Genomic DNA, 18,535 nt, shown 5'->3' with positions numbered 1-18,535 from the left:
CGCGTGACCGTATCGCTCACGCAAGGTTTACAGCAAGAGTCTTGCAACATGCGGAAAGGGTTTTCAGCAGCTGGACTTGCCCGCGTAGATCGCAAGTGCCGTGTTGGCGCCCAGCGTCGCCGTGAACTGGCCCGAACTGTTCACCGTGATGCTCGTGTTGTTCTGGACGTTGCAGTACGTTCCCGCGGCGAGGGAGGTGCTGTAGGTCCGGCTGAGCGTGGAGGTCTCGTGGTTGATGGCCACGAAGCCCTTGCTGCCGCGGCCGAAAGCGATGGCGTCGTTGCCGTTGTCCCACCAGTCGGAAAGCGCTTGTCCACGGGTGGCGTTGCGGAAGGCGACCATCGACTTGATCTCCGGCCAGGCGTGCTGGCACTTCCAGCCGTCCTGCCAACAGGCGTTGACGGTACCGCCGTTGGGAGGTCCGGCGTCCGCGTCCGACCATTCGTAGCCGGAGTTGATGTCGGGGGCGCCGTAGGGGTAGGCGAGCATGAAGACGTTGGCGAGGGTGTAGTTCGCCCCGTCCTTGTAGTTGAGCGTCGAGCCGTTGCGCTCGGTGTCGTGGTTGTCGACGAAGACGGCCGCGACGGAGCTGCTCATGTAGCCCCAGCCCTCGCCGTAGTTCTTCAGGTAGGCGAGGTTCTCGTTGTTGAAGACCCGCTTGAGGTCGTAGGCGTAGCGGAACTCCTGGACGTCGCCGTTGCCGGTGTACTCGGTGGGCTGGACGGCCTCGCCCGAGCCGTAGATGACCTCCTGCTTCCAGTAGACGGACGGATTGCTCAGCCGGGACTTGATGTTGGCGAGGTCGGCCGCGGGGATGTGCTTGGCGGCGTCGATGCGGAACCCGTCGACGCCGTAGCCGAGCAGGCTGTTCATGTAGCCGGCGATGGTCGCCCGGACGTGCTCCTCGCCGGTGTCCAGGTCGGCGAGGCCGACGAGTTCGCAGTTCTGGACGTTGGCGCGGTTGGTGTAGTCGCTGACGGAGGCCGTGCAGTCGTCCATGTCGGCGGACGTGTAGAGGCCCGGGTAGTTGTACTTCGTGTACGAGGAGCCGCCGGTTCCGGTGCCGGATCCGGCAGCCATGTGGTTGATCACCGTGTCCGCCACGACCTTCACACCGGCCGCGTGACAGGTGTTGATCATGTTCTTGAAGGCGGTGGCGTCGCCGAGCCGTCCGGCGATCCGGTAGCTGACGGGCTGGTACGAGGTCCACCACTGCGAGCCCTGTATGTGCTCGGCGGGCGGGGACACCTGGACGTAGCCGTATCCGGCGGGGCCCAGCGTGTTGGTGCATTCCTTGGCGACCGAGTCGAACTTCCACTCGAACAGGACGGCGGTGACGTCCTTGGTGCCGGGCGGCGAGGCCGCGGCCGTACCGGGGGGAACGGTCACCGAGACCGCCAGGCCCGCCACGAGGGCGAACGAGGCGGCAAGCGTCTTCCTTGCCATGTGTGTACTCCTGCACTACGTCGTGCGGGTGGGGGGATCGGAACGTACCGCTTGCAATCATGTTTCAGCAAGATGTCGAAATAACTTTCAACTTCCTTATTGACGCGCCCCCTTGGGCGGTCCCACGCTCCACACGGGTCAGCTCCGCACCCCCGCGGCCGCGCTGACCGATCCGGAGAGGAGCCGCATCCCCGATGGCCTTACGACGAAGAAGGGTCCCCCGGCTGCTGGCGACCGTGGCGCTGGCGCTCGGCGGACTGGCCGCACTGCCCGCACAGCAGGCAGCGGCGGCGGACACCGGCATCCCCAACGGCGACGTGATCGCCAACCTGTGGGAGTGGAACTGGAAGTCGGTCGCGTCCGAGTGTACGAACGTGCTCGACCCGGCCGGCTACGGGGCGGTCCAAGTGGCCCCGCCCGAGGAGTCGTTGAAGCAGTCCAACTACTACTGGTGGGACGTCTACCAGCCCTACTCCTACAGCCTGAACAGCCGTTTCGGCACGGCGGCGGCGTTCAAGTCCATGGTCGACACGTGTCACGCGGCCGGCATCAAGGTCTACACCGACGCGGTGATCAACCACACCGCCGCCCAGACCGGGACCGGATACAACGGCACGGTCATCACCAACAAGTACGACACCCCGGACTACGACCCGGCCGACAGCGACGACTGCACGACGACCATCACCGACTGGACCAACCGCTACCAGGTGCAGCACTGCGAACTGCTCGGCCTGCCCGACCTGGACACCGCCGAGAGCAACGTCCGCTCGAAGATCACCGGCTTCCTCAACGCGCAGATCGACCTGGGCGTCGACGGCTTCCGGGTCGACGCGGCCAAGCACATCGACGCCGCCGACATGAGCGCCATCGTCGCCGGACTGCACACCACGACCTCGGGCTCGGCGCCGTTCATCACCCAGGAGGTCTATCCCGGCACCCCGCCCTCCGTCGACGAGTACTACGGCACCGGTGACGTCCTCGACTTCAGCTTCGCCTCCCAGATCAAGGCGCAGTTCCAGGGCGACATCGCCAACCTGTCGAGCTTCGGCAGCAGTTGGGGACTGGTCGCCGAGGCGCACTCCAACACCATGGTCACCAACCACGACACCGAGCGCAACGGCTACTCGCTGAGCTACAAGGACGGCGCCACCGCGGTGCTCGCCAACGTCTACCAGCTGGCCCGCGGTTACGGCCGGCCGTCGGTGTACTCCGGCTGGACCTTCAGCCAGAGCGACCAGGCCCCGCCGAACTCGGGCGGCGGATTCGTCACCGACACGGACTGCTCCTCCGGCTGGTACTGCCTGGACCGTGACCCCGCGGTCTCCGGCATGATCGGCTGGCACAACGCGGCCGCCGGGTACGCGGTCGCGAACTGGCAGTCCCCCGCGTCCAACGTGATCGGCTTCGGCCGGGGCGGCGCCGGGTTCGTCGCCATCAACAACAGCTCGGCCGCGAACACGTACACGTACACGACCGGCCTCGCCGACGGCACCTATCCGAACGTCATCGACGGCGGCGCCACCTCGGTCACCGTCACCGGCGGCAGGGCGTCGCTGACCGTGCCCGCCAAGGGGGCCGTCGCGTTCTACGACCCCGACTACGTCTGCACCGTCAACTGCGGCGGCGGGAGCGGAGGAGGCGGCGGCACCGATCCGGGCACGGTCACGGCCACCTTCGACGAGTACGCCTCGACCACCTCAGGCACGGACGTGTACGTGGTGGGTTCGGCCTCCGCGCTCGGCGGCTGGAACACGGCGAACGCGGTGAAACTGTCCTCGTCCGGCTACCCCGTCTGGAAGGCGGACGTCTCCGTACCGGCGAACAGCGCGATCACGTACAAGTACATCAAGAAGGACTCCTCGGGGAACGTCACCTGGGAGTCCAACGCCAACAGGACCCTGACCACCGGCACGGCGGCGGTGACGGCTCAGAACTCCTGGAACGTGGCCGACGCCGACGCCACGGACCTGACGTTCGGGGTGACGGCGACGACCGTCTACGGCACCAACGTGTACGTCGTCGGCTCGGTCCCGGCGCTCGGCTCGTGGAACACCGCCGACGCGATCCCGCTGTCCTCGGCCTCGTACCCGTACTGGGGCCGGCTGGCGATCGTGCCCAAGTCGACGTCCTTCACGTACAAGTACATCAAGAAGGACGCCTCGGGCGCGGTGACCTGGGAGTCCGGGAGCAACCGCTCGTACACGACGGGCTCGGGCTCCGGATACACGGTGAGCGACACCTGGCAGTAGCGGCCGCGGAAAAAGAGGCCCGCGCGGAAGCGGTGCTCCGGTGGTCAGGACCGGGGTACCGCTTCCGCGCGGGTCGGTTCACGCGCGGGTCAGGTCACGCGTGGGTCAGACGGCCCACCAGACGGTGGTGTCCGCGGGCAGCTGCGCCGTGCCGTCCTGCGACACGGTCACCTCGCCGCTGGCGACGAGCACCCGGCCGTGGGCGGGAACGGTCACGGAGGCGCTCCCCGTGTTGGCGGTGCAGACGAAGTCGCCCCGCCGGAAGGCGAGTACGCCCTCCGGGGCGGTCAGCCAGGTGACGGTGTCGCCCGCGCCGAGGTCGGCCCGCTCCCGCCGGACCGCGAGCGCGTCGCGGTACAGCTCCAGGGTGGAACCGGCCACGCCGGACTGCGCCTCGACGCTCAGCTCGGCCCACTCGGCCGGCTGCGGCAGCCAGCTGCCGCCGTCGCCGAAGCCGTACGAGGAGCCGGTGCGGGTCCACGGGATCGGCACCCGGCAGCCGTCGCGGAAGCCGTCCTGTCCGGCGCCCCGGAAGAACGCCGGGTCCTGGCGGGCCTCGTCCGGCAGGTCGACGACGTCCGGCAGGCCGAGCTCCTCGCCCTGGTAGACGTAGGCCGAGCCGGGCAGCGCCAGCATCAGCAGGCTCGCCGCGCGGGCCCGGCGCAGACCGAGCTCGCGGTCGCCCGCGGTGCGGATCTGGGTGCCGAGGCCGGCCTCGTTGGCGAAGCGGGTGGCGTGCCGGGTCACGTCGTGGTTGGACAGCACCCAGGTGGAGGGCGCGCCGACCGGGCGCATCGCGTCGAGCGTGCGGTCGATCACCGCGCGCAGCTCGGCCGCGTCCCAGTGGGAGCCCAGGTACTGGAAGTTGAAGGCCTGGTGCAGCTCGTCGGGGCGCACGTAGTTCGCGGTGCGCTCGACGGTGGGCGTCCACGCCTCGGCGACGAAGATGCGCTCGCCCGAGTACTCGTCGAGGATCGTGCGCCACTGCCGGTAGATGTCGTGCACGCCGTCCTGGTCGAAGAACGGCATGACATCGTTGCCCAGCAGTTTGAGCTGGTCGTGGCCGCCGAGGTCCGGCAGGCCCTCCGCCTTGACCATGCCGTGCGCGACGTCGATTCGGAACCCGTCGACGCCCATGTCCAGCCAGAAGCGCAGGATCGAGCGGAACTCGTCGCCCACGGCCGGGTGTTCCCAGTTGAAGTCGGGCTGCTCGGGCGCGAAGAGGTGCAGGTACCACTCACCGGCGGTGCCGTCCGGCTCGGTGACCCGGGTCCAGGCCGGGCCGCCGAAGATGGACTCCCAGTCGTTGGGCGGCAGTTCGCCGTTCTCGCCCTTGCCGGGGCGGAAGTGGTAGCGGTCGCGCAGGGAGGAGCCGGGGCCCTCTCGCAGCGCGCGCTTGAACCACTCGTGCTGGTCGGAGGAGTGGTTGGGCACGAGGTCGACGATGATCCGCAGGCCCAGGCCGTGGGCGTCGCGGATCAGGGCGTCGGCGTCCAGCAGGTTGCCGAACATCGGGTCGACGGCCCGGTAGTCCGCCACGTCGTAGCCGGCGTCGGCCTGCGGCGAGGCGTAGAACGGGCTGAGCCACACGGCGTCCACGCCGAGGTCGCGCAGATACGGGAGTCGGGAACGTACGCCCTCCAGGTCGCCCATGCCGTCGCCGTTGCTGTCGGCGAAACTGCGCGGATAGACCTGGTAGATCACCGCGTCGCGCCACCAGTCGCGATGCGCGGCGACGGTGGCGAGAACGGAGTTCGGGGCCTGGTCGGCGGGGTGCTGGCTCATGGCGTCCTTGATGCGATGAGGGTCCCCTCGTCCGGGTGCGGCCGGGCGTGGGGAGGAAATCGGGTGTGGGGGCAGGACCCCTGCTCGCACGAGGCCGGGCGCGCGGGGCGGGAGGCTTCGGGGCGGGGGGAGTGATGAGGCGGCCGCGGTACTGGCGGGGTCGGATGGGCACCGCGGCCGCCACCCGCGCGCGAGGAGCGCGCGGGAGTCTGGGCGTCGTGGGGGCGTCCTTGCGGATCAGCCCTTGGTACCGCCCGCGGTGAGTCCGGTCACCAGGTTCTTCTGCACGAGGTAGAAGAAGAGGGAGACGGGTATCGCGACCAGGACGGCGGTGGCCGCCATCAGGTTGCGCTGCGCGTCGTGCTCGCTGACGAAGCTCTGGAGGCCGACGGCGAAGGTGTACTTCGAGTCGTCCAGCATGAACGTCGAGGCGAAGGCGACCTCACCGAACGCGGTGATGAAGTTGTAGAACGCGGCGACCGCGAGGCCCGGCTTGGCGAGCGGCAGGATCAGCCGGAAGAAGGTGCCGAAGGGGCTCAGTCCGTCGACGCGTCCGGCCTCGTCGATCTCGAACGGGATGGTGTCGAAGTAGCCCTTGAGCAGCCAGGCGCTGTAGGGCACCGCCGTCGAGCAGTAGACGAGGATCAGACCGAAGTAGGAGTCGATGAGCTGCAGGTCCGAGAGGATCTGGTACATCGGCACGATCAGCACGGCGATCGGGAACATCTGGGTGACCAGCAGGACCCACATGAACTTCTTGTAGCCGGGGAAGCGCATGCGCGAGACCGCGTAGCCGGTGGTGGCCGCGACCATCACGCCGATGAGCGTGGTGCCGAGCGACACGATGAGCGAACTCTTCATCCACTCGAAGAAGTTCGTGTGCTGGAGCACGAAGGAGTAGTTGCCGAACGTCATCGTGTGCCAGATGCGTCCGGGGTGCAGATAGTCGTCCTCGCCCGGGCCCAGGGACAGGAAGACGAGCCACGCGATCGGGAACAGCGCGATCAGGCTGGCGACGGTCAGGATGCCGTGGGAGGCGAGCGTCCCGGCGAGGCTGCGCCGGCCGCGCCCGCGTGCGGGGTCGCGTGACAAGGACGCGAACGCGGTCCACGCGACCGGGCGCTTGAGCTTGGAGTCGGGGGGTGTGGTGGCAGTCATGGGGGCTCCCGCCTCAGATCGCGAGCTGCTGGTCATTGCGGTTCAGCCAGCGGCGGTAGAAGGAGGTGAAGACGATCAGGATGGCCAGCAGCAGCATGCCGTAGGCGGCCGACTGGGCGAAGTCACGCGGCTGCTGTCCGAAGCCGAGGTAGTAGGCCCAGGTGACGAGGATCTGCGCGTCCGGCGCGGTGTTGCCGAACAGCAGGAAGATCACGGCGAACTGGTTGAAGGTCCAGATGATGCCGAGGAGCACCACGGTGGAGCTGACCGACCTGAGGCCCGGCAGCGTCACGAACCGGAACTGCTGCCACTTGTTCGCGCCGTCCATCTCGGCCGCCTCGTACAGCGTGGTGTCGATGGACTGGAGTCCGCCGAGCAGCGACACCATCATGAACGGCACACCGCACCAGGTGTTGACCATGATCGCGGCGAACCGCTGCCAGAAGGTGTCCTCCAGCCACGAGGGCGCCGGCAGGTGCACCGCGTGGAGCATGGAGTCGATGATCCCGCCGTCGGCGAGCATGAAGCGCCAGCCGAAGACGGTGACGAAGGTGGGCACGGCCCAGGGCAGCACCAGGATCAGGCGGTAGAACGTGCGGCCGCGCAGCTTCTGGTTGAGCAGGAGCGCGAGGCCCAGGCCGACGCAGTAGTGCAGCGCGACGCAGATGACGGTCCAGGCGATGGTCCAGATGAAGTGCGACCAGAAGCGGTCGTACGACGTCGGACCCCACAGGATGTCCTTGTAGTTGTCCAGGCCGATGAACTTGTAGGTGGCGTCGATGTGGTTGACGCCGATCGTGCGGGCCGAGTTGAGGCTGTTGGCGTCCGTGAGCGTGAGATAGAGGCCCCGAACCAGCGGATAGAGCACCAATCCGCCGAGTACGACGACGACCGGGGCGATCATCGCGTACGCGTACCAGTACTTCTGGTACGAGTGCTTGAGACGCTGCATCCGGCCGGGACGCGGTGCTCGGTCACCGCGCGGCTTGCCGGTCGCGCGGTCGATGGCGACTGTCATGGTTCGACACCTTCTGCAAGATCAGGAGTTGGGCGCACACAGCCGGTGGCCGCCGGGTCCGTGTCCCCGCTTCTCGGGGGTCCCCCCGGCCCGACCGGAGTCGGGCAGGGGAGGGATCCGGCGGCCACACGGGCTCACTTGCTGAAGTCCGGCACCAGCTTGGCGATGGCCAGCTCGACGTTGCTCAGACCCTTGTCCAGGGACTCCTTGCCACCCGCGATCTTGGGCAGCTCGGTGTCCAGCGGGCCCCACAGGGAGCTGTACTCCGGCAGTGCCGGGCGCGGCTGGGCGGCGGCGAGGACCGTGCCGTAGCCGGCGATGCCCGGGTCGGCCTTGACGGCGTCGGTGTAGGCGTCGTCACGCGTGGGCAGCGTGGAGTTCTTCAGCGCGATGGTGGCCTGGGACTTCGCCGAGGTCATGAAGTTGACGAACTTCAGCGAGGCGGCCTGGTGGGCCTTGTCCGAGCCGGCGTAGACCGCGAGGTTGTGGCCGCCGGTCGGGGCGCCCGCCTTGCCGGTGGAGCCGGCCGGGACGGTCGCGATGCCGAGGTTGGTCTTGTCCGAGAACGCCGAACCCTTGTAGAAGTTCGTGATCTCCCAGGGACCCTGGACGATCGCGGCGACCTTGCCGTTGACGAAGGCGTCCTGGATGTGGGCGTAGGCGTCGGCGGTGGTGTCCGCCTTGTGCAGGCCCTTGCCGGAGAAGAGGCCCAGCCAGGTGCCGTACGCCTTCTTCGCGGCGGGAGAGTCGACCGTGATCTTCTTCGCGGAGGCGTCGACGGTGTCGGTGCCCTCGCCGTAGAGGAAGTTCATCGCGTAGTAGGCCTGGGTCGAGCCCCAGTAGCCGTCGACGCCCGTCTTCGACTTGATGGTGGCGGCGTCCTTCTTCAGGTCGCTCCACGTCTTGGGGGCCTCGGTGATGCCGGCCTTCGTGAACAGCGCCTTGTTGTAGACGAGCGCCAGGGTGTCCGTGACGAGCGGCACACCGTAGGTCTTGCCGTCGAACTTGGCCTGCTCGATCAGGTTGGGCTTGAACTTGGCCTGGTCCGCGAGGGCGGCGGTGCCGTCCAGGGGCAGGAAGTAGCCCTTCTTGGCGAAGGCGGGGGTCCAGCCGACCTCGGAGCGCAGGACGTCCGGGGCGCCGGAGGCACCGGCGGCCGTGTCGAACTTGTTCTGCGCCTGGTCGAAGGGCACGTTGACGTACTTGACCTTGATGTTCTTGTTGGCGGCCTCGAACTCCTTGACCAAGGCCTTGTACGTCGGCGCCTCATTGGTGGCGTTGGACGTGTCCCACCACGTGATGGTGACCGGCCCGCTGGCCTTGTCGCTGCTGTCACTGCCGCTGCCGCCGCAGGCCGTCGCCGCGAGGGCGAAAGACGCCACCAGCGCACTGGCCGCTATGCCACGCCGCATGAGTTCTCCTTGAGGGTGAAAGCCCGAGTGGGTGAGGAACCGGTCCCGCCCGGTTCCCCTGCCGACTTGCCGACTGCGCCGTTGCGTCCGCCGGGCGACGTGAACGTAACAGCGATGTAAGCGGTGCGAAAGACCTTGCAGCAAAAAAGTGCAAGACCTGACGACAGTTATGCGGCCGTGACCTCGCGGCATCCTTCCCGAAACCCCGCTGCGGGCCGCTCAGCACACATCCCGCGCCCTGTGCAAGACTCTGCAAGCTCTTGCCACGGATGTCGCATACAGGGATCATCAGCCCGTCAGCGTCTTGCAGGAGCCACCCTTTCCCGCGCGACGCACGCACGGGACACCGAGCCGACCAGAATCACGAGGGAGCGCGATGACGCAGCAGCCCGGAGCGGGCCGATCAACCGCCCGCACACGGCGTCTGGTTGGTGGGCAGGGTGAGATGCGACCGGTACAGTCCAATCCTGTGACCACACGGCTTGCCGACATCGCGGCCCAGGCGGGGGTCAGTGAGGCGACGGTCAGTCGCGTCCTGAACGGGAAGCCGGGCGTCGCGGCGACCACCCGCCAGTCAGTCCTCGCCGCCCTCGACGTCCTCGGCTACGAGCGCCCGGTGCGGCTGCGGCAGCGCAGCGAGGGCCTGGTGGGCCTCATAACCCCCGAGCTGGAGAACCCGATATTCCCCGCGCTCGCGCAGGTGATCGGGCAGGCGCTGACGCGCCAGGGATACACCCCGGTGCTCGCGACCCAGACCCCGGGCGGTTCCACCGAGGACGAGCTGACCGAGATGCTGGTCGACCGCGGGGTCGCCGGCATCATCTTCGTCTCCGGACTGCACGCCGACACCTCGGCGGACATGCAGCGCTACGAGCAACTGCGGGGCCGCGGCGTCCCCTTCGTCCTGGTGGACGGCTTCTCGCCGAAGGTGCAGGCGCCGTTCATCTCGCCGGACGACCGCGCGGCGATGGCCCTCGCGGTCACGCATCTCGCCTCGCTCGGGCACACCGGCATCGGACTCGCCCTCGGCCCCAAGCGGTTCGTGCCGGTGCAGCGCAAGATCGAGGGCTTCGTGCGCTCGATGCAGGAGCAGTTGGACCTGAGCCCCGCGGACATCGAGGAGCGGCTGGTCCAGCACTCGCTGTACACGCTGGAGGGCGGCCAGGCCGCGGCGAGCGCGCTCATGGACCGCGGCTGCACGGCGATCGTCTGCGCCAGCGACATGATGGCGCTCGGCGCGATACGGGCGGCGCGCCAGCGCGGCCTGGAGGTTCCCACGGACATCTCGGTCGTGGGATTCGACGACTCCCCGCTGATCGCCTTCACCGACCCGCCGCTCACCACGGTCCGCAAGCCGGTCCCCGCGATGGGCCAGGCCGCGGTGCGCACGCTCCTGGAGGAGATCGGCGGCACGCCGGCGCCGCACAGCGAGTTCGTGTTCATGCCGGAACTCGTGGTGCGCGGTTCGACCGCTTCTGCCCCGGGGGACCGGAATCGTCCCTGAGCAGGACGACAAAGGGGGCGAAGCACTCCCACGGGTGTAGAAAGTGCGGCCGGGACCCGACCCGGGGATCATGGGTGGGGGAAGCCTTTTCTGGCAGACTCTGTGCCTATGGGTGATACGACCGTGACGTCACTGGAAGGCCGTCAGGCCACTCCACGGCCCGTCGCGGAGGAGAAGGCGGGGAACGCGCTCCTGCGCCATATGCGTACCCCGCGTCGCCCCCGCCTCTGGTTCGAAGTCCTGCTCATCGCCGTGAGTTACTGGACGTACTCGCTGATCCGCAACGCGGTGCCGGAGCAGAGACGCGAGGCCCTCCGCAACGCGGACTGGATCTGGCGGCTGGAGCACCATCTCGGTGTCGCCGTCGAGGAGTCCGTCAACCACGCGGTGAACTCGGTCGGATGGCTGATCATCGGGATGAACTACTACTACGCGACCTTGCACTTCGTGGTGACGCTGAGTGTCCTGGTCTGGCTGTACCGCTGTCATCCCGGCCGCTACGCGGCGGCCCGTCTCGCGCTCTTCGCCACCACGGCGGTGGCCCTGCTCGGCTACTACTTCTTCCCGCTCGCGCCACCCCGTCTGATGACCGGCAGCACCTTCGTCGACACGGTCATGGTCCACGAGACCTGGGGTTCCATGGCCTCCGGCGATCTCAAGCACATGTCCAACCAGTACGCCGCGATGCCGTCCATGCACATCGGCTGGTCCCTGTGGTGCGGACTGACCCTGTTCGCGCTGGCCAGGACCCCCTGGGCGCGGATCCTCGGCCTCCTGTACCCGGTGGCGACCCTCGTCGTCATCGTCGCCACCGCCAACCACTTCTGGCTGGACGCGGTGGGCGGCATGCTGTGCCTCGCCTTCGGCTTCGCGGTGACGCGCCTGTGGTACGGCGCGCTGCCCTACTCGCTGCCGCAGTGGGTGCCGGGGACGCGCGGGACGCCGGCCCTGGGGGCGGAGGACTGACCCCGCCCGCCGTCACGTTCAGTGACCGCCTGGTGTTCCGTAGAACAGTTCGTCCACCACGGCGCGGGCCCGCCTGGTGGTGCGCCGGTAGTCGTCGAGCATGTCTCCGACGTGCCCCGGGTCGTAGCCGAGATAGCGGCCCACGGCGGCCAGCTCGCGCCCGTCCGAGGGGAAGGTGTCACCGGCCCTGCCCCGCACCAGCATCACGGCGTTGCGCACCCGGGTGGCCAGCACCCAGGCCTCGTCCAGCGTGGCCGCGTCCTCCGTGGACAGCAGGTCCGCCGCGCGCGCCGCGGCCAGCGCCTCACGGGTCCTGGTCGTCCTGAGGCCCGGCTCGGTCCAGCCGTGCCGCAGCTGCATCAGCTGGACCGTCCACTCCACGTCGGACAGGCCGCCGCGCCCCAGTTTGGTGTGCAGGGTCGGGTCGGCGCCGCGCGGCATCCGCTCGGACTCCATCCGGGCCTTGAGCCGCCGGATCTCCCGTACGGCGTCCTCGCCGAGGCCCTCCGCCGGGTACCGGAGCGGATCGACCAGCTCGATGAAGCGGCTCCCGAGGTCCGCGTCCCCGGCCACGACCTCCGCCCGCAGCAGCGCCTGCGACTCCCACACCAGCGACCAGCGCCGGTAGTAGGCCTCGTACGACTTCAGTGTCCGTACCAGCGGCCCGGACTTCCCCTCGGGCCGCAGGTCCGCGTCGATCAGCAGCGGCGGGTCGGCGCTGGGGATCTGGAGCAGCCGCCGCATCTCGGAGACCACGGCGTTCGCGGCCCGCGCCGCCTCCTGCTCGTCCACGCCCTCGCGGGGCTCGTGCACGAACAGCACGTCGGCGTCGGAGCCGTAGCCGAGCTCGTGGCCGCCGAAGCGGCCCATCCCGATCACCGCGAACCGGGTGGGCAGGGTGTCGCCCCAGCCGTCGCGCACCACGGCCCGCAGGGTGCCCGCGAGCGTCGCCGCCGTGAGGTCCGAGACCGCTCCGCCGACGAGGTCGACCAGCGCGCCCTGGTCGGCGACGGCCGGTGTCTCCTCGGTCCCGTAGCTGGCGACGATGTCCGTCGCGGCGATACGGAACAGTTCGCGGCGCCGGACCCCGCGCGCGACGGTCACGGCCTGCTCGCCGCCGTCGGCCCGCCGTACCGCGGCGAGGATCTCCTGTTCCAGCTGGGCCCGGCCGCGCGGTTCGAGGCCGCCGCTCTCCCCGTCGCCCAGCAGGGCCACCGCCTCCGGGGCGCGCATCAGCAGGTCGGGGGCGAGCCGGCCCGCGGAGAGCACTCGCGCGAGGTTCTCGGCGGCGGCGCCCTCGTCCCTGAGCAGCCGCAGGTACCAGGGGGTCTTGCCCAGCGCGTCCGAGACCTTGCGGAAGTTGAGCAGTCCGGCGTCGGGGTCGGCGGAGTCCGCGAACCAGCCGAGCAGCACGGGGAGGAGCGTCCGCTGGATGGCGGCCTTGCGGCTGACCCCGGAGGCCAGCGCCTCCAGATGGCGCCGGGCGCCGGCCGGATCGGCGTACCCGAGTGCGACGAGCCGTTCCCGGGCCGCGTCGGCGCTGAGCCGGGTCTCGCCGGGCGCCAGCTGGGCCACGGCGTCGAGGAGCGGCCGGTAGAAGAGCTTCTCGTGCAGCCGCCTGACCATGGCCGCGTGCCGCTTCCACTCCCGGTTCAGTTCGACGGCGGGATCGGCGCGCAGGCCCAGTGACCGGCCGATGCGGCGCAGATCGGCCTCGTCCTGCGGGACCAGGTGGGTGCGCCGCAGCCGGAACAGCTGGATGCGGTGCTCCATGGAGCGCAGGAAGCGGTAGGCCTCGTCGAACTGGACGGCGTCGGCGCGGCCGACGTAGCCGCCGGCGGCGAGGGCCTTCAGGGCGTCCAGGGTGGTGCCGCTGCGCAGGGTGGTGTCGGCCCGGCCGTGCACCAGCTGAAGGAGCTGGACGGCGAACTCGACGTCCCTGAGGCCGCCGGGGCCGAGCTTCAGTTCGCGTTCGATCTCGGCGGCCGGGATGTTCTCCACGACCCGGCGCCGCATCTTCTGCACGTCGGCGACGAAGTTCTCCCGCTCGGCGGCCTGCCACACCAGCGGGGCCAGGGTGTCGACGTACTCCGCGCCGAGCTCCAGGTCCCCGGCCACCGGGCGGGCCTTGAGCAGCGCCTGGAACTCCCAGGTCTTGGCCCACCGCTGGTAGTAGGCGAGGTGGCTGCTGAGCGTGCGCACCAGGGGGCCGTTGCGTCCCTCGGGGCGGAGATTGGCGTCGACCGGCCAGATGCTGCCCTCGACCGTCGTCTCCGAGCAGATCCGCATCATGTGCGAGGCGAGCCGGGTGGCCGCCTGGAGGGCCTTGCCCTCGTCGGCGCCCTCCGCGCTCTCCCCGACGAAGATGACGTCGACGTCGGACACGTAGTTGAGCTCGTGTCCCCCGCACTTGCCCATCGCGATCACCGCGAGCCGGCACAGGGCTGCGTCGTCGGGGGCGGCGGTCCGGGCGATGGCGAGCGCGGTGCGCAGGGTCGCGGTGGCGAGGTCGGCGAGTTCGGCGGCGGTCTGGGCGAGGTCGGTGGTGCCGCACACGTCGCGGGCGGCGATGGAGAGCAGACAGCGGCGGTAGGCCACGCGCAGCGAGACGGGGTCGGTGGCCTCGGCCAGCCCGCGCTCGAACTCCTCGACGCCGGGGTGCAGGTCACGGGCCTCGTAGGTGACGAGGACCTGCCAGTCGTGGGGGTGCCGGGCGAGGTGGTCGCCGAGCGCGGCGGAGGCTCCGAGGACCCCGAGCAGCCGGTCACGCAGCGGCTTGGCGGCGATCAGGGTGTCGAGGAGCTCCCGCTGGGCGGAGTGGCCTTCCTGCGCCTCGACGAGCCGGACGAGCCCGAGCAGGGCGAGGTCGGGGTCGGCCGTGGCGCCCAGCGCGTCCAGGAGGACCGGGTCGGACCGTACGGGTGCCAGTTCGGGCCCCTCCAGGAGCCGCTCGGCCGCCGAGGGATCGGTGAAGCCGTGCCGCAGCAGCCGTGTGAAGGTACTGCTCCTGCGCCCCGGCGCCGTCATCCCGGCCTCCTGTCGATCGATGCCGCACGCCCGGTCCCGTCGTTCCGCACACGGGTCCGATCAAGGCCGTACGCGCCCGAGCCTAACCCCCGTTCGCGCGGTTGCGCCCCGTACCGACGGCCGTGCGAGGCGGTACAAAGGAGGGAGAGGCAGCAGTTCATCCGATCTTCACCCCTCGGGTTGAGGGATGTGAACCGGGGGAATGTTGGCGTGCACATGCTCTGTCCGCACCGCCACCGTCGCCTCTCCCCCCACCGGAGGTCAGAAGTGTCCGGCAGAAACGTGTACACCCGCAGCCGTGCCGTCGTGGCATCCGCCCTCGCCTTCACCGCTGCCGCGGTGGGACTGTGGAGCGGGCTCGCCGGCTCGGCCCCCGCGCACGCCGCATCCACGGTCCCGACCCCGGACCACGTCGTCGTCGTGGTCTTCGAGAACCACGCGTACAGCCAGGTGATCGGCTCCTCCAGCGCCCCGTACATCAACTCGCTGAAGACCGGCGGGGCCAACCTCACCCAGTCGTACGCCGAGACGCACCCGAGCCAGCCCAACTACTTCGCCCTGTTCTCCGGTTCCACCCAGGGGATCACGGACGACAGCTGCTACACCCCCGGCTTCTCCTCCGCCCCCAACCTCGCCTCCGAGCTGATCGCCGCGGGCAGGACGTGGGGCAGCTACAACGAGACGCTGCCGAGCCAGGGTTCGACCACGTGCAGCAGCGGCAACTACGCGCGCAAGCACAACCCGTGGTTCGGTTTCAGCAACGTGCCGACGTCCAGCGCGAAGACGTTCGCCCAGTTCCCGACGGACTACACGACGCTCCCGCAGGTCTCCTTCGTGGTCCCGAACCTGTGCAGCGACATGCACGACTGCTCGGTGTCCACCGGTGACACCTGGCTGAACACCAACCTGAGCGCGTACGCGACCTGGGCCAAGACCCACAACAGCCTGCTCGTCGTCACCTTCGACGAGGACAACCGGCTGGCCGGCAACAAGATCCCGACCGTCCTCTACGGCCAGCAGGTGACCCCGGGGTCGTCGTCCGCCACCACGTACAACCACTACGACCTGCTGCGCACCCTGGAGGACATGCAGGGCCTCACGTCCCACGCGGGCAACGCGGCCTCCGGCAAGGACATCACGGGCATCTGGACGTCCTGACATGTACGTAGCGGACAGCCGCGCCGGTGCACCCGAGGCCGCGGCGGCGTCCGCGGAGAGCGCCGCCCGGCCCCGTGCCGGGCGGCGCCTCACCGCGGTCGGACCCACGGTGCTGGCCCTCGGCACGGTCAGCCTGATCACCGACGTCTCCTCGGAGATGGTCACGGCCGTCCTGCCCCTGTACCTGGTGGCGGGCCTCGGTCTGTCCCCCCTCGGCTTCGGGCTCCTCGACGGGATCTACAACGGCTTCTCGGCACTGGTACGCCTGGCCGGGGGACATCTCGCCGACCGCGGCGGCGGGCGCCACAAATGGGTCGCGGGCGCGGGGTACGCCCTGTCGGCCCTGTGCAAACCGCTGCTCCTGCTGGCCAGGACCCTGACCCCCATCGGCCTGGTCCTCGCCCTCGACCGCACCGGCAAGGGCCTGCGCACCGCCCCGCGCGACGCCCTCATCTCGCTGTCGAGCAGCCCCGAGGGCCGCGGCCGCGCCTTCGGCGTCCACCGCGCGATGGACACGGCGGGCGCCCTGCTGGGCCCGCTCGTCGCCTTCCTGATCCTCCGGGAGACCGTCGACGGCTACGACGCCGTGTTCACCGTGAGCTTCTGCGTGGCCGTGGTGGGCGTGCTGGTGCTGGTGCTGTTCGTACCGGGCGGCGGGGTCACCCGGCCCGCGGGCCCGTCCATGGAGACCCGCGGGACTCGATCCGGGGTCGGCGCCGAGGCCGGGAACGACGGGAGCGGCATCCGTACGGTGGTCGCCGCCAGGGCCGGGAACGGCGGAAGTGCCGCCCGTACGGGGGCCGCCGACGAGGCCGGGAACGGCGGGAGTGCCGTCTCTGCGGTGGCCGCCGGCTCCCCGGACCGTCGGCCCACCCTGCGCGCCGCCCTCGGCCTGCTGCGGCGCCGGGAGCTGCGCGGCATCACGCTCTGCGCGCTCCTGCTCGGCCTCGCCACCGTCAGCGACTCGTTCGTGTTCCTGCTGCTCCAGCGCAGGCTCGGGGTGCCGGACCGCTGGTTCGCGCTGCTCCCCGTCGGCACCGCCGCCGCGTTCCTGCTGCTGGCCGTCCCGCTCGGCCGGCTCGCGGACCGGGCCGGCCGCTGGCGGGTGTTCCTGGCCGGCCACGGCGCCCTGCTCCTCGCGTACGGCCTGCTGCTGACGTCCTGGCACGCCACCGCGCTGCCGCTCGCCGTCCTCCTGCTGCACGGCGGCTTCTACGCGGCCACGGACGGCGTGCTGATGGCCGCGGCCTCGGACGGCGTGCCCGAGGAGCTGCGCTCGTCCGGGCTCGCGCTGGTCCAGACGGGCCAGACCCTCGCCCGCTTCGTCTGCTCGCTCGCCTTCGGCGCCGCCTGGACGGTGTGGGGCGACCGTACGGCCCTCATGGCGTCGGCCGTGGCGCTCGCCCTGTGCGCGCTGTTCTCGACGATCCTGCGCCCTGTCCGCCGCACCCCCTCAGAAGGCCTCGTATGACGCTGCGCACCCGCATCCTGGTCCTGGTCTCGGCGCTGGTCGTCCTCGCGGGCGTCGCCACGGCCTCCGTGCTGCACGCCTCCGCGCGGGCGGAGCGCCGGAACCAGGCGCAGCCGGGCGGTCCCCGGATCACCGCGGGGACGGTCTCCCTGACCGACTCCCGGCGGCTGGTGTTCCGGAACATGGCGTGGGGTCCGCACCGCGACGAACTGACGTCCGTCCCGGCCTCCGACCCGTCGGGCCCGCGCACCGCGTCCAGGGTCAAGTGCCTGCGCTTCTACGCCGCTTCGGGCACCGGCGTGTGCCTCCAGGCGGTGCACGGCGCGGTCCAGGACACCTACCGGGCGGTGATCCTCGACTCCGCCCTGCGCGTACGGGCCCGCTACGACGTCCCCGGCATCCCCTCCCGCGCCCGCGTCTCGCCGAGCGGCCGGTACGCCGCCTGGACGGCGTTCGTGGGCGGCGACTCGTACGCGGGCACGAACTTCTCCACCCGCGCGGCGATCGTCGACACCCGCACGGGGAAGCTGACGCCGTCCCTTGAGGCGTATCGCGTGGTGAAGGACGGCAGGACCTACCGGTCGGCTGACGTCAACTTCTGGGGCGTGACGTTCGCGGACGACGACCGCACGTTCTACGCGACCATGGCCACGCACGGCACGACCTATCTGATCCGCGGCGACCTCGCCGCCCGTACGGTCACCACGGTGCACACGAACGTGGAGTGCCCGTCCCTCTCCCCCGACGGCACCCGGGTCGCCTTCAAGAAGCGCGTCGAGGGCCTGCCCAAGGACGCACCCTGGCATCTGTACGTCCTCGATCTGCGCACCGGGCACGAGACCGCGCTGGCCGAGCCGCGCAGCGTCGACGACCAGGTGGTCTGGCGCGACGGCCGCACCCTCGTCTACGCGCTGCCCGGCGACTACGGGGCGGACCTGTGGACACTCCCGGCGGACGGCACGGGAAAGCCGCGGCGCGTCAGCACAGCGGCCGTCTCCCCCGCCTACCTGGACCGGGGAAGCGCCTCCGGCGTGTCGTAGCGCGGCCGGCGCCGAGGGCGGCCGTGGCGGTGGAGCCGCCCGACGCCGCACCGGTGCCCCCGGCAACGCCCCTGACCTCGGCATTACCAGGTGACGATCAAGGCCGCTTGCCCTATGCTGCGCTCATCCCGGGGGGCGGCCGGCCGGATCGACGGACGGCACCGTGACACATGTACCTCACCCACGCCATCTCCACCCGAGCTTCGGCATGCCTCGAAGCGGCCGCGCCTCGGCGCGGCTGCGGCACGAGGCTGCCCGCACGGGGCCGGAGCGGCGTGTTCCCCGGATCCACGGTCAT

General features: G+C 70.2%; 12 protein-coding genes. 6 read left to right on the top strand and 6 right to left on the bottom strand.

Annotation, left to right across the window (positions count from 1 at the left end; genetic code table 11):
- Nucleotides 1-63: 63 nt before the first annotated feature.
- Nucleotides 64-1,446, bottom strand: coding sequence for an alpha-amylase family protein (locus ACFWI4_RS21940; RefSeq protein WP_387198702.1), 1,383 nt, complete (start codon nucleotides 1,444-1,446; stop codon nucleotides 64-66).
- A gap of 194 nt (nucleotides 1,447-1,640) precedes the next feature.
- Between ACFWI4_RS21940 and ACFWI4_RS21935 the strand changes: the two genes are divergently transcribed.
- On the top strand, nucleotides 1,641-3,698 hold the full coding sequence (locus ACFWI4_RS21935) for a carbohydrate-binding module family 20 domain-containing protein (RefSeq protein ID WP_387198699.1): 2,058 nt from the start codon (nucleotides 1,641-1,643) through the stop codon (nucleotides 3,696-3,698).
- Between the two features lie 105 nt (nucleotides 3,699-3,803).
- Here the strand turns inward: ACFWI4_RS21935 and ACFWI4_RS21930 are convergent, their stop codons facing one another.
- The 4 genes from ACFWI4_RS21930 to ACFWI4_RS21915 all read right to left on the bottom strand — a co-directional run bounded on the left by ACFWI4_RS21930 (nucleotide 3,804) and on the right by ACFWI4_RS21915 (nucleotide 9,071).
- Entirely contained in the window at nucleotides 3,804-5,483 is a 1,680-nt protein-coding gene (locus tag ACFWI4_RS21930; RefSeq protein ID WP_387198696.1) for a glycoside hydrolase family 13 protein, read from the bottom strand.
- A 237-nt stretch (nucleotides 5,484-5,720) separates the two neighbouring features.
- Entirely contained in the window at nucleotides 5,721-6,641 is a 921-nt protein-coding gene (locus ACFWI4_RS21925) for a sugar ABC transporter permease (protein ID WP_387198693.1), read from the bottom strand.
- 13 nt (nucleotides 6,642-6,654) lie between these two features.
- Nucleotides 6,655-7,659 (bottom strand): carbohydrate ABC transporter permease, encoded by a 1,005-nt coding sequence (locus ACFWI4_RS21920; RefSeq protein ID WP_385400527.1) that lies wholly within the window; start codon nucleotides 7,657-7,659, stop codon nucleotides 6,655-6,657.
- Nucleotides 7,660-7,793: 134 nt separating this feature from the next.
- A complete protein-coding gene (locus tag ACFWI4_RS21915) occupies nucleotides 7,794-9,071 on the bottom strand; it encodes an extracellular solute-binding protein (protein ID WP_387198690.1) in 1,278 nt (425 codons plus the stop codon).
- Between the two features lie 469 nt (nucleotides 9,072-9,540).
- Here ACFWI4_RS21915 and ACFWI4_RS21910 point away from each other — a divergent pair, with 469 nt between their 5' ends.
- Nucleotides 9,541-10,575 (top strand): LacI family DNA-binding transcriptional regulator, encoded by a 1,035-nt coding sequence (locus ACFWI4_RS21910; RefSeq protein ID WP_387198687.1) that lies wholly within the window; start codon nucleotides 9,541-9,543, stop codon nucleotides 10,573-10,575.
- A gap of 108 nt (nucleotides 10,576-10,683) precedes the next feature.
- Nucleotides 10,684-11,541 (top strand): phosphatase PAP2 family protein, encoded by an 858-nt coding sequence (locus ACFWI4_RS21905; RefSeq protein WP_387198683.1) that lies wholly within the window; start codon nucleotides 10,684-10,686, stop codon nucleotides 11,539-11,541.
- Between the two features lie 18 nt (nucleotides 11,542-11,559).
- Here the strand turns inward: ACFWI4_RS21905 and ACFWI4_RS21900 are convergent, their stop codons facing one another.
- Nucleotides 11,560-14,568, bottom strand: coding sequence for a bifunctional [glutamine synthetase] adenylyltransferase/[glutamine synthetase]-adenylyl-L-tyrosine phosphorylase (locus tag ACFWI4_RS21900; protein WP_387198680.1), 3,009 nt, complete (start codon nucleotides 14,566-14,568; stop codon nucleotides 11,560-11,562).
- A gap of 267 nt (nucleotides 14,569-14,835) precedes the next feature.
- On the opposite strand from ACFWI4_RS21900, the gene ACFWI4_RS21895 reads away from it, so the two are divergent.
- From ACFWI4_RS21895 to ACFWI4_RS21885, 3 genes are read left to right on the top strand one after another with little or no spacing between them, the layout of a single operon-like run.
- Nucleotides 14,836-15,726, top strand: a complete 891-nt coding sequence (locus ACFWI4_RS21895) for an alkaline phosphatase family protein (RefSeq protein ID WP_385400515.1) — start codon at nucleotides 14,836-14,838, stop codon at nucleotides 15,724-15,726.
- Nucleotide 15,727: 1 nt separating this feature from the next.
- The gene (locus ACFWI4_RS21890) at nucleotides 15,728-17,197 is read left to right on the top strand and encodes an MFS transporter (protein ID WP_387198677.1); all 1,470 of its coding nucleotides are present in this window, start codon (nucleotides 15,728-15,730) and stop codon (nucleotides 17,195-17,197) included.
- Nucleotides 17,194-18,237 (top strand): TolB family protein, encoded by a 1,044-nt coding sequence (locus ACFWI4_RS21885; protein WP_387198674.1) that lies wholly within the window; start codon nucleotides 17,194-17,196, stop codon nucleotides 18,235-18,237. Before ACFWI4_RS21890 ends, ACFWI4_RS21885 begins: the two co-directional genes overlap by 4 nt.
- Nucleotides 18,238-18,535 lie beyond the last annotated feature (298 nt).

Origin of the sequence: Streptomyces sp. NPDC127038 (assembly GCF_042725875.1) — a bacterium.
Classification (GTDB): Bacteria; Actinomycetota; Actinomycetes; order Streptomycetales; family Streptomycetaceae; genus Streptomyces.
The sequence above is the reverse complement of the archived record's forward strand: the minus strand, read 5'-3'. Positions and strand labels throughout refer to the sequence as shown.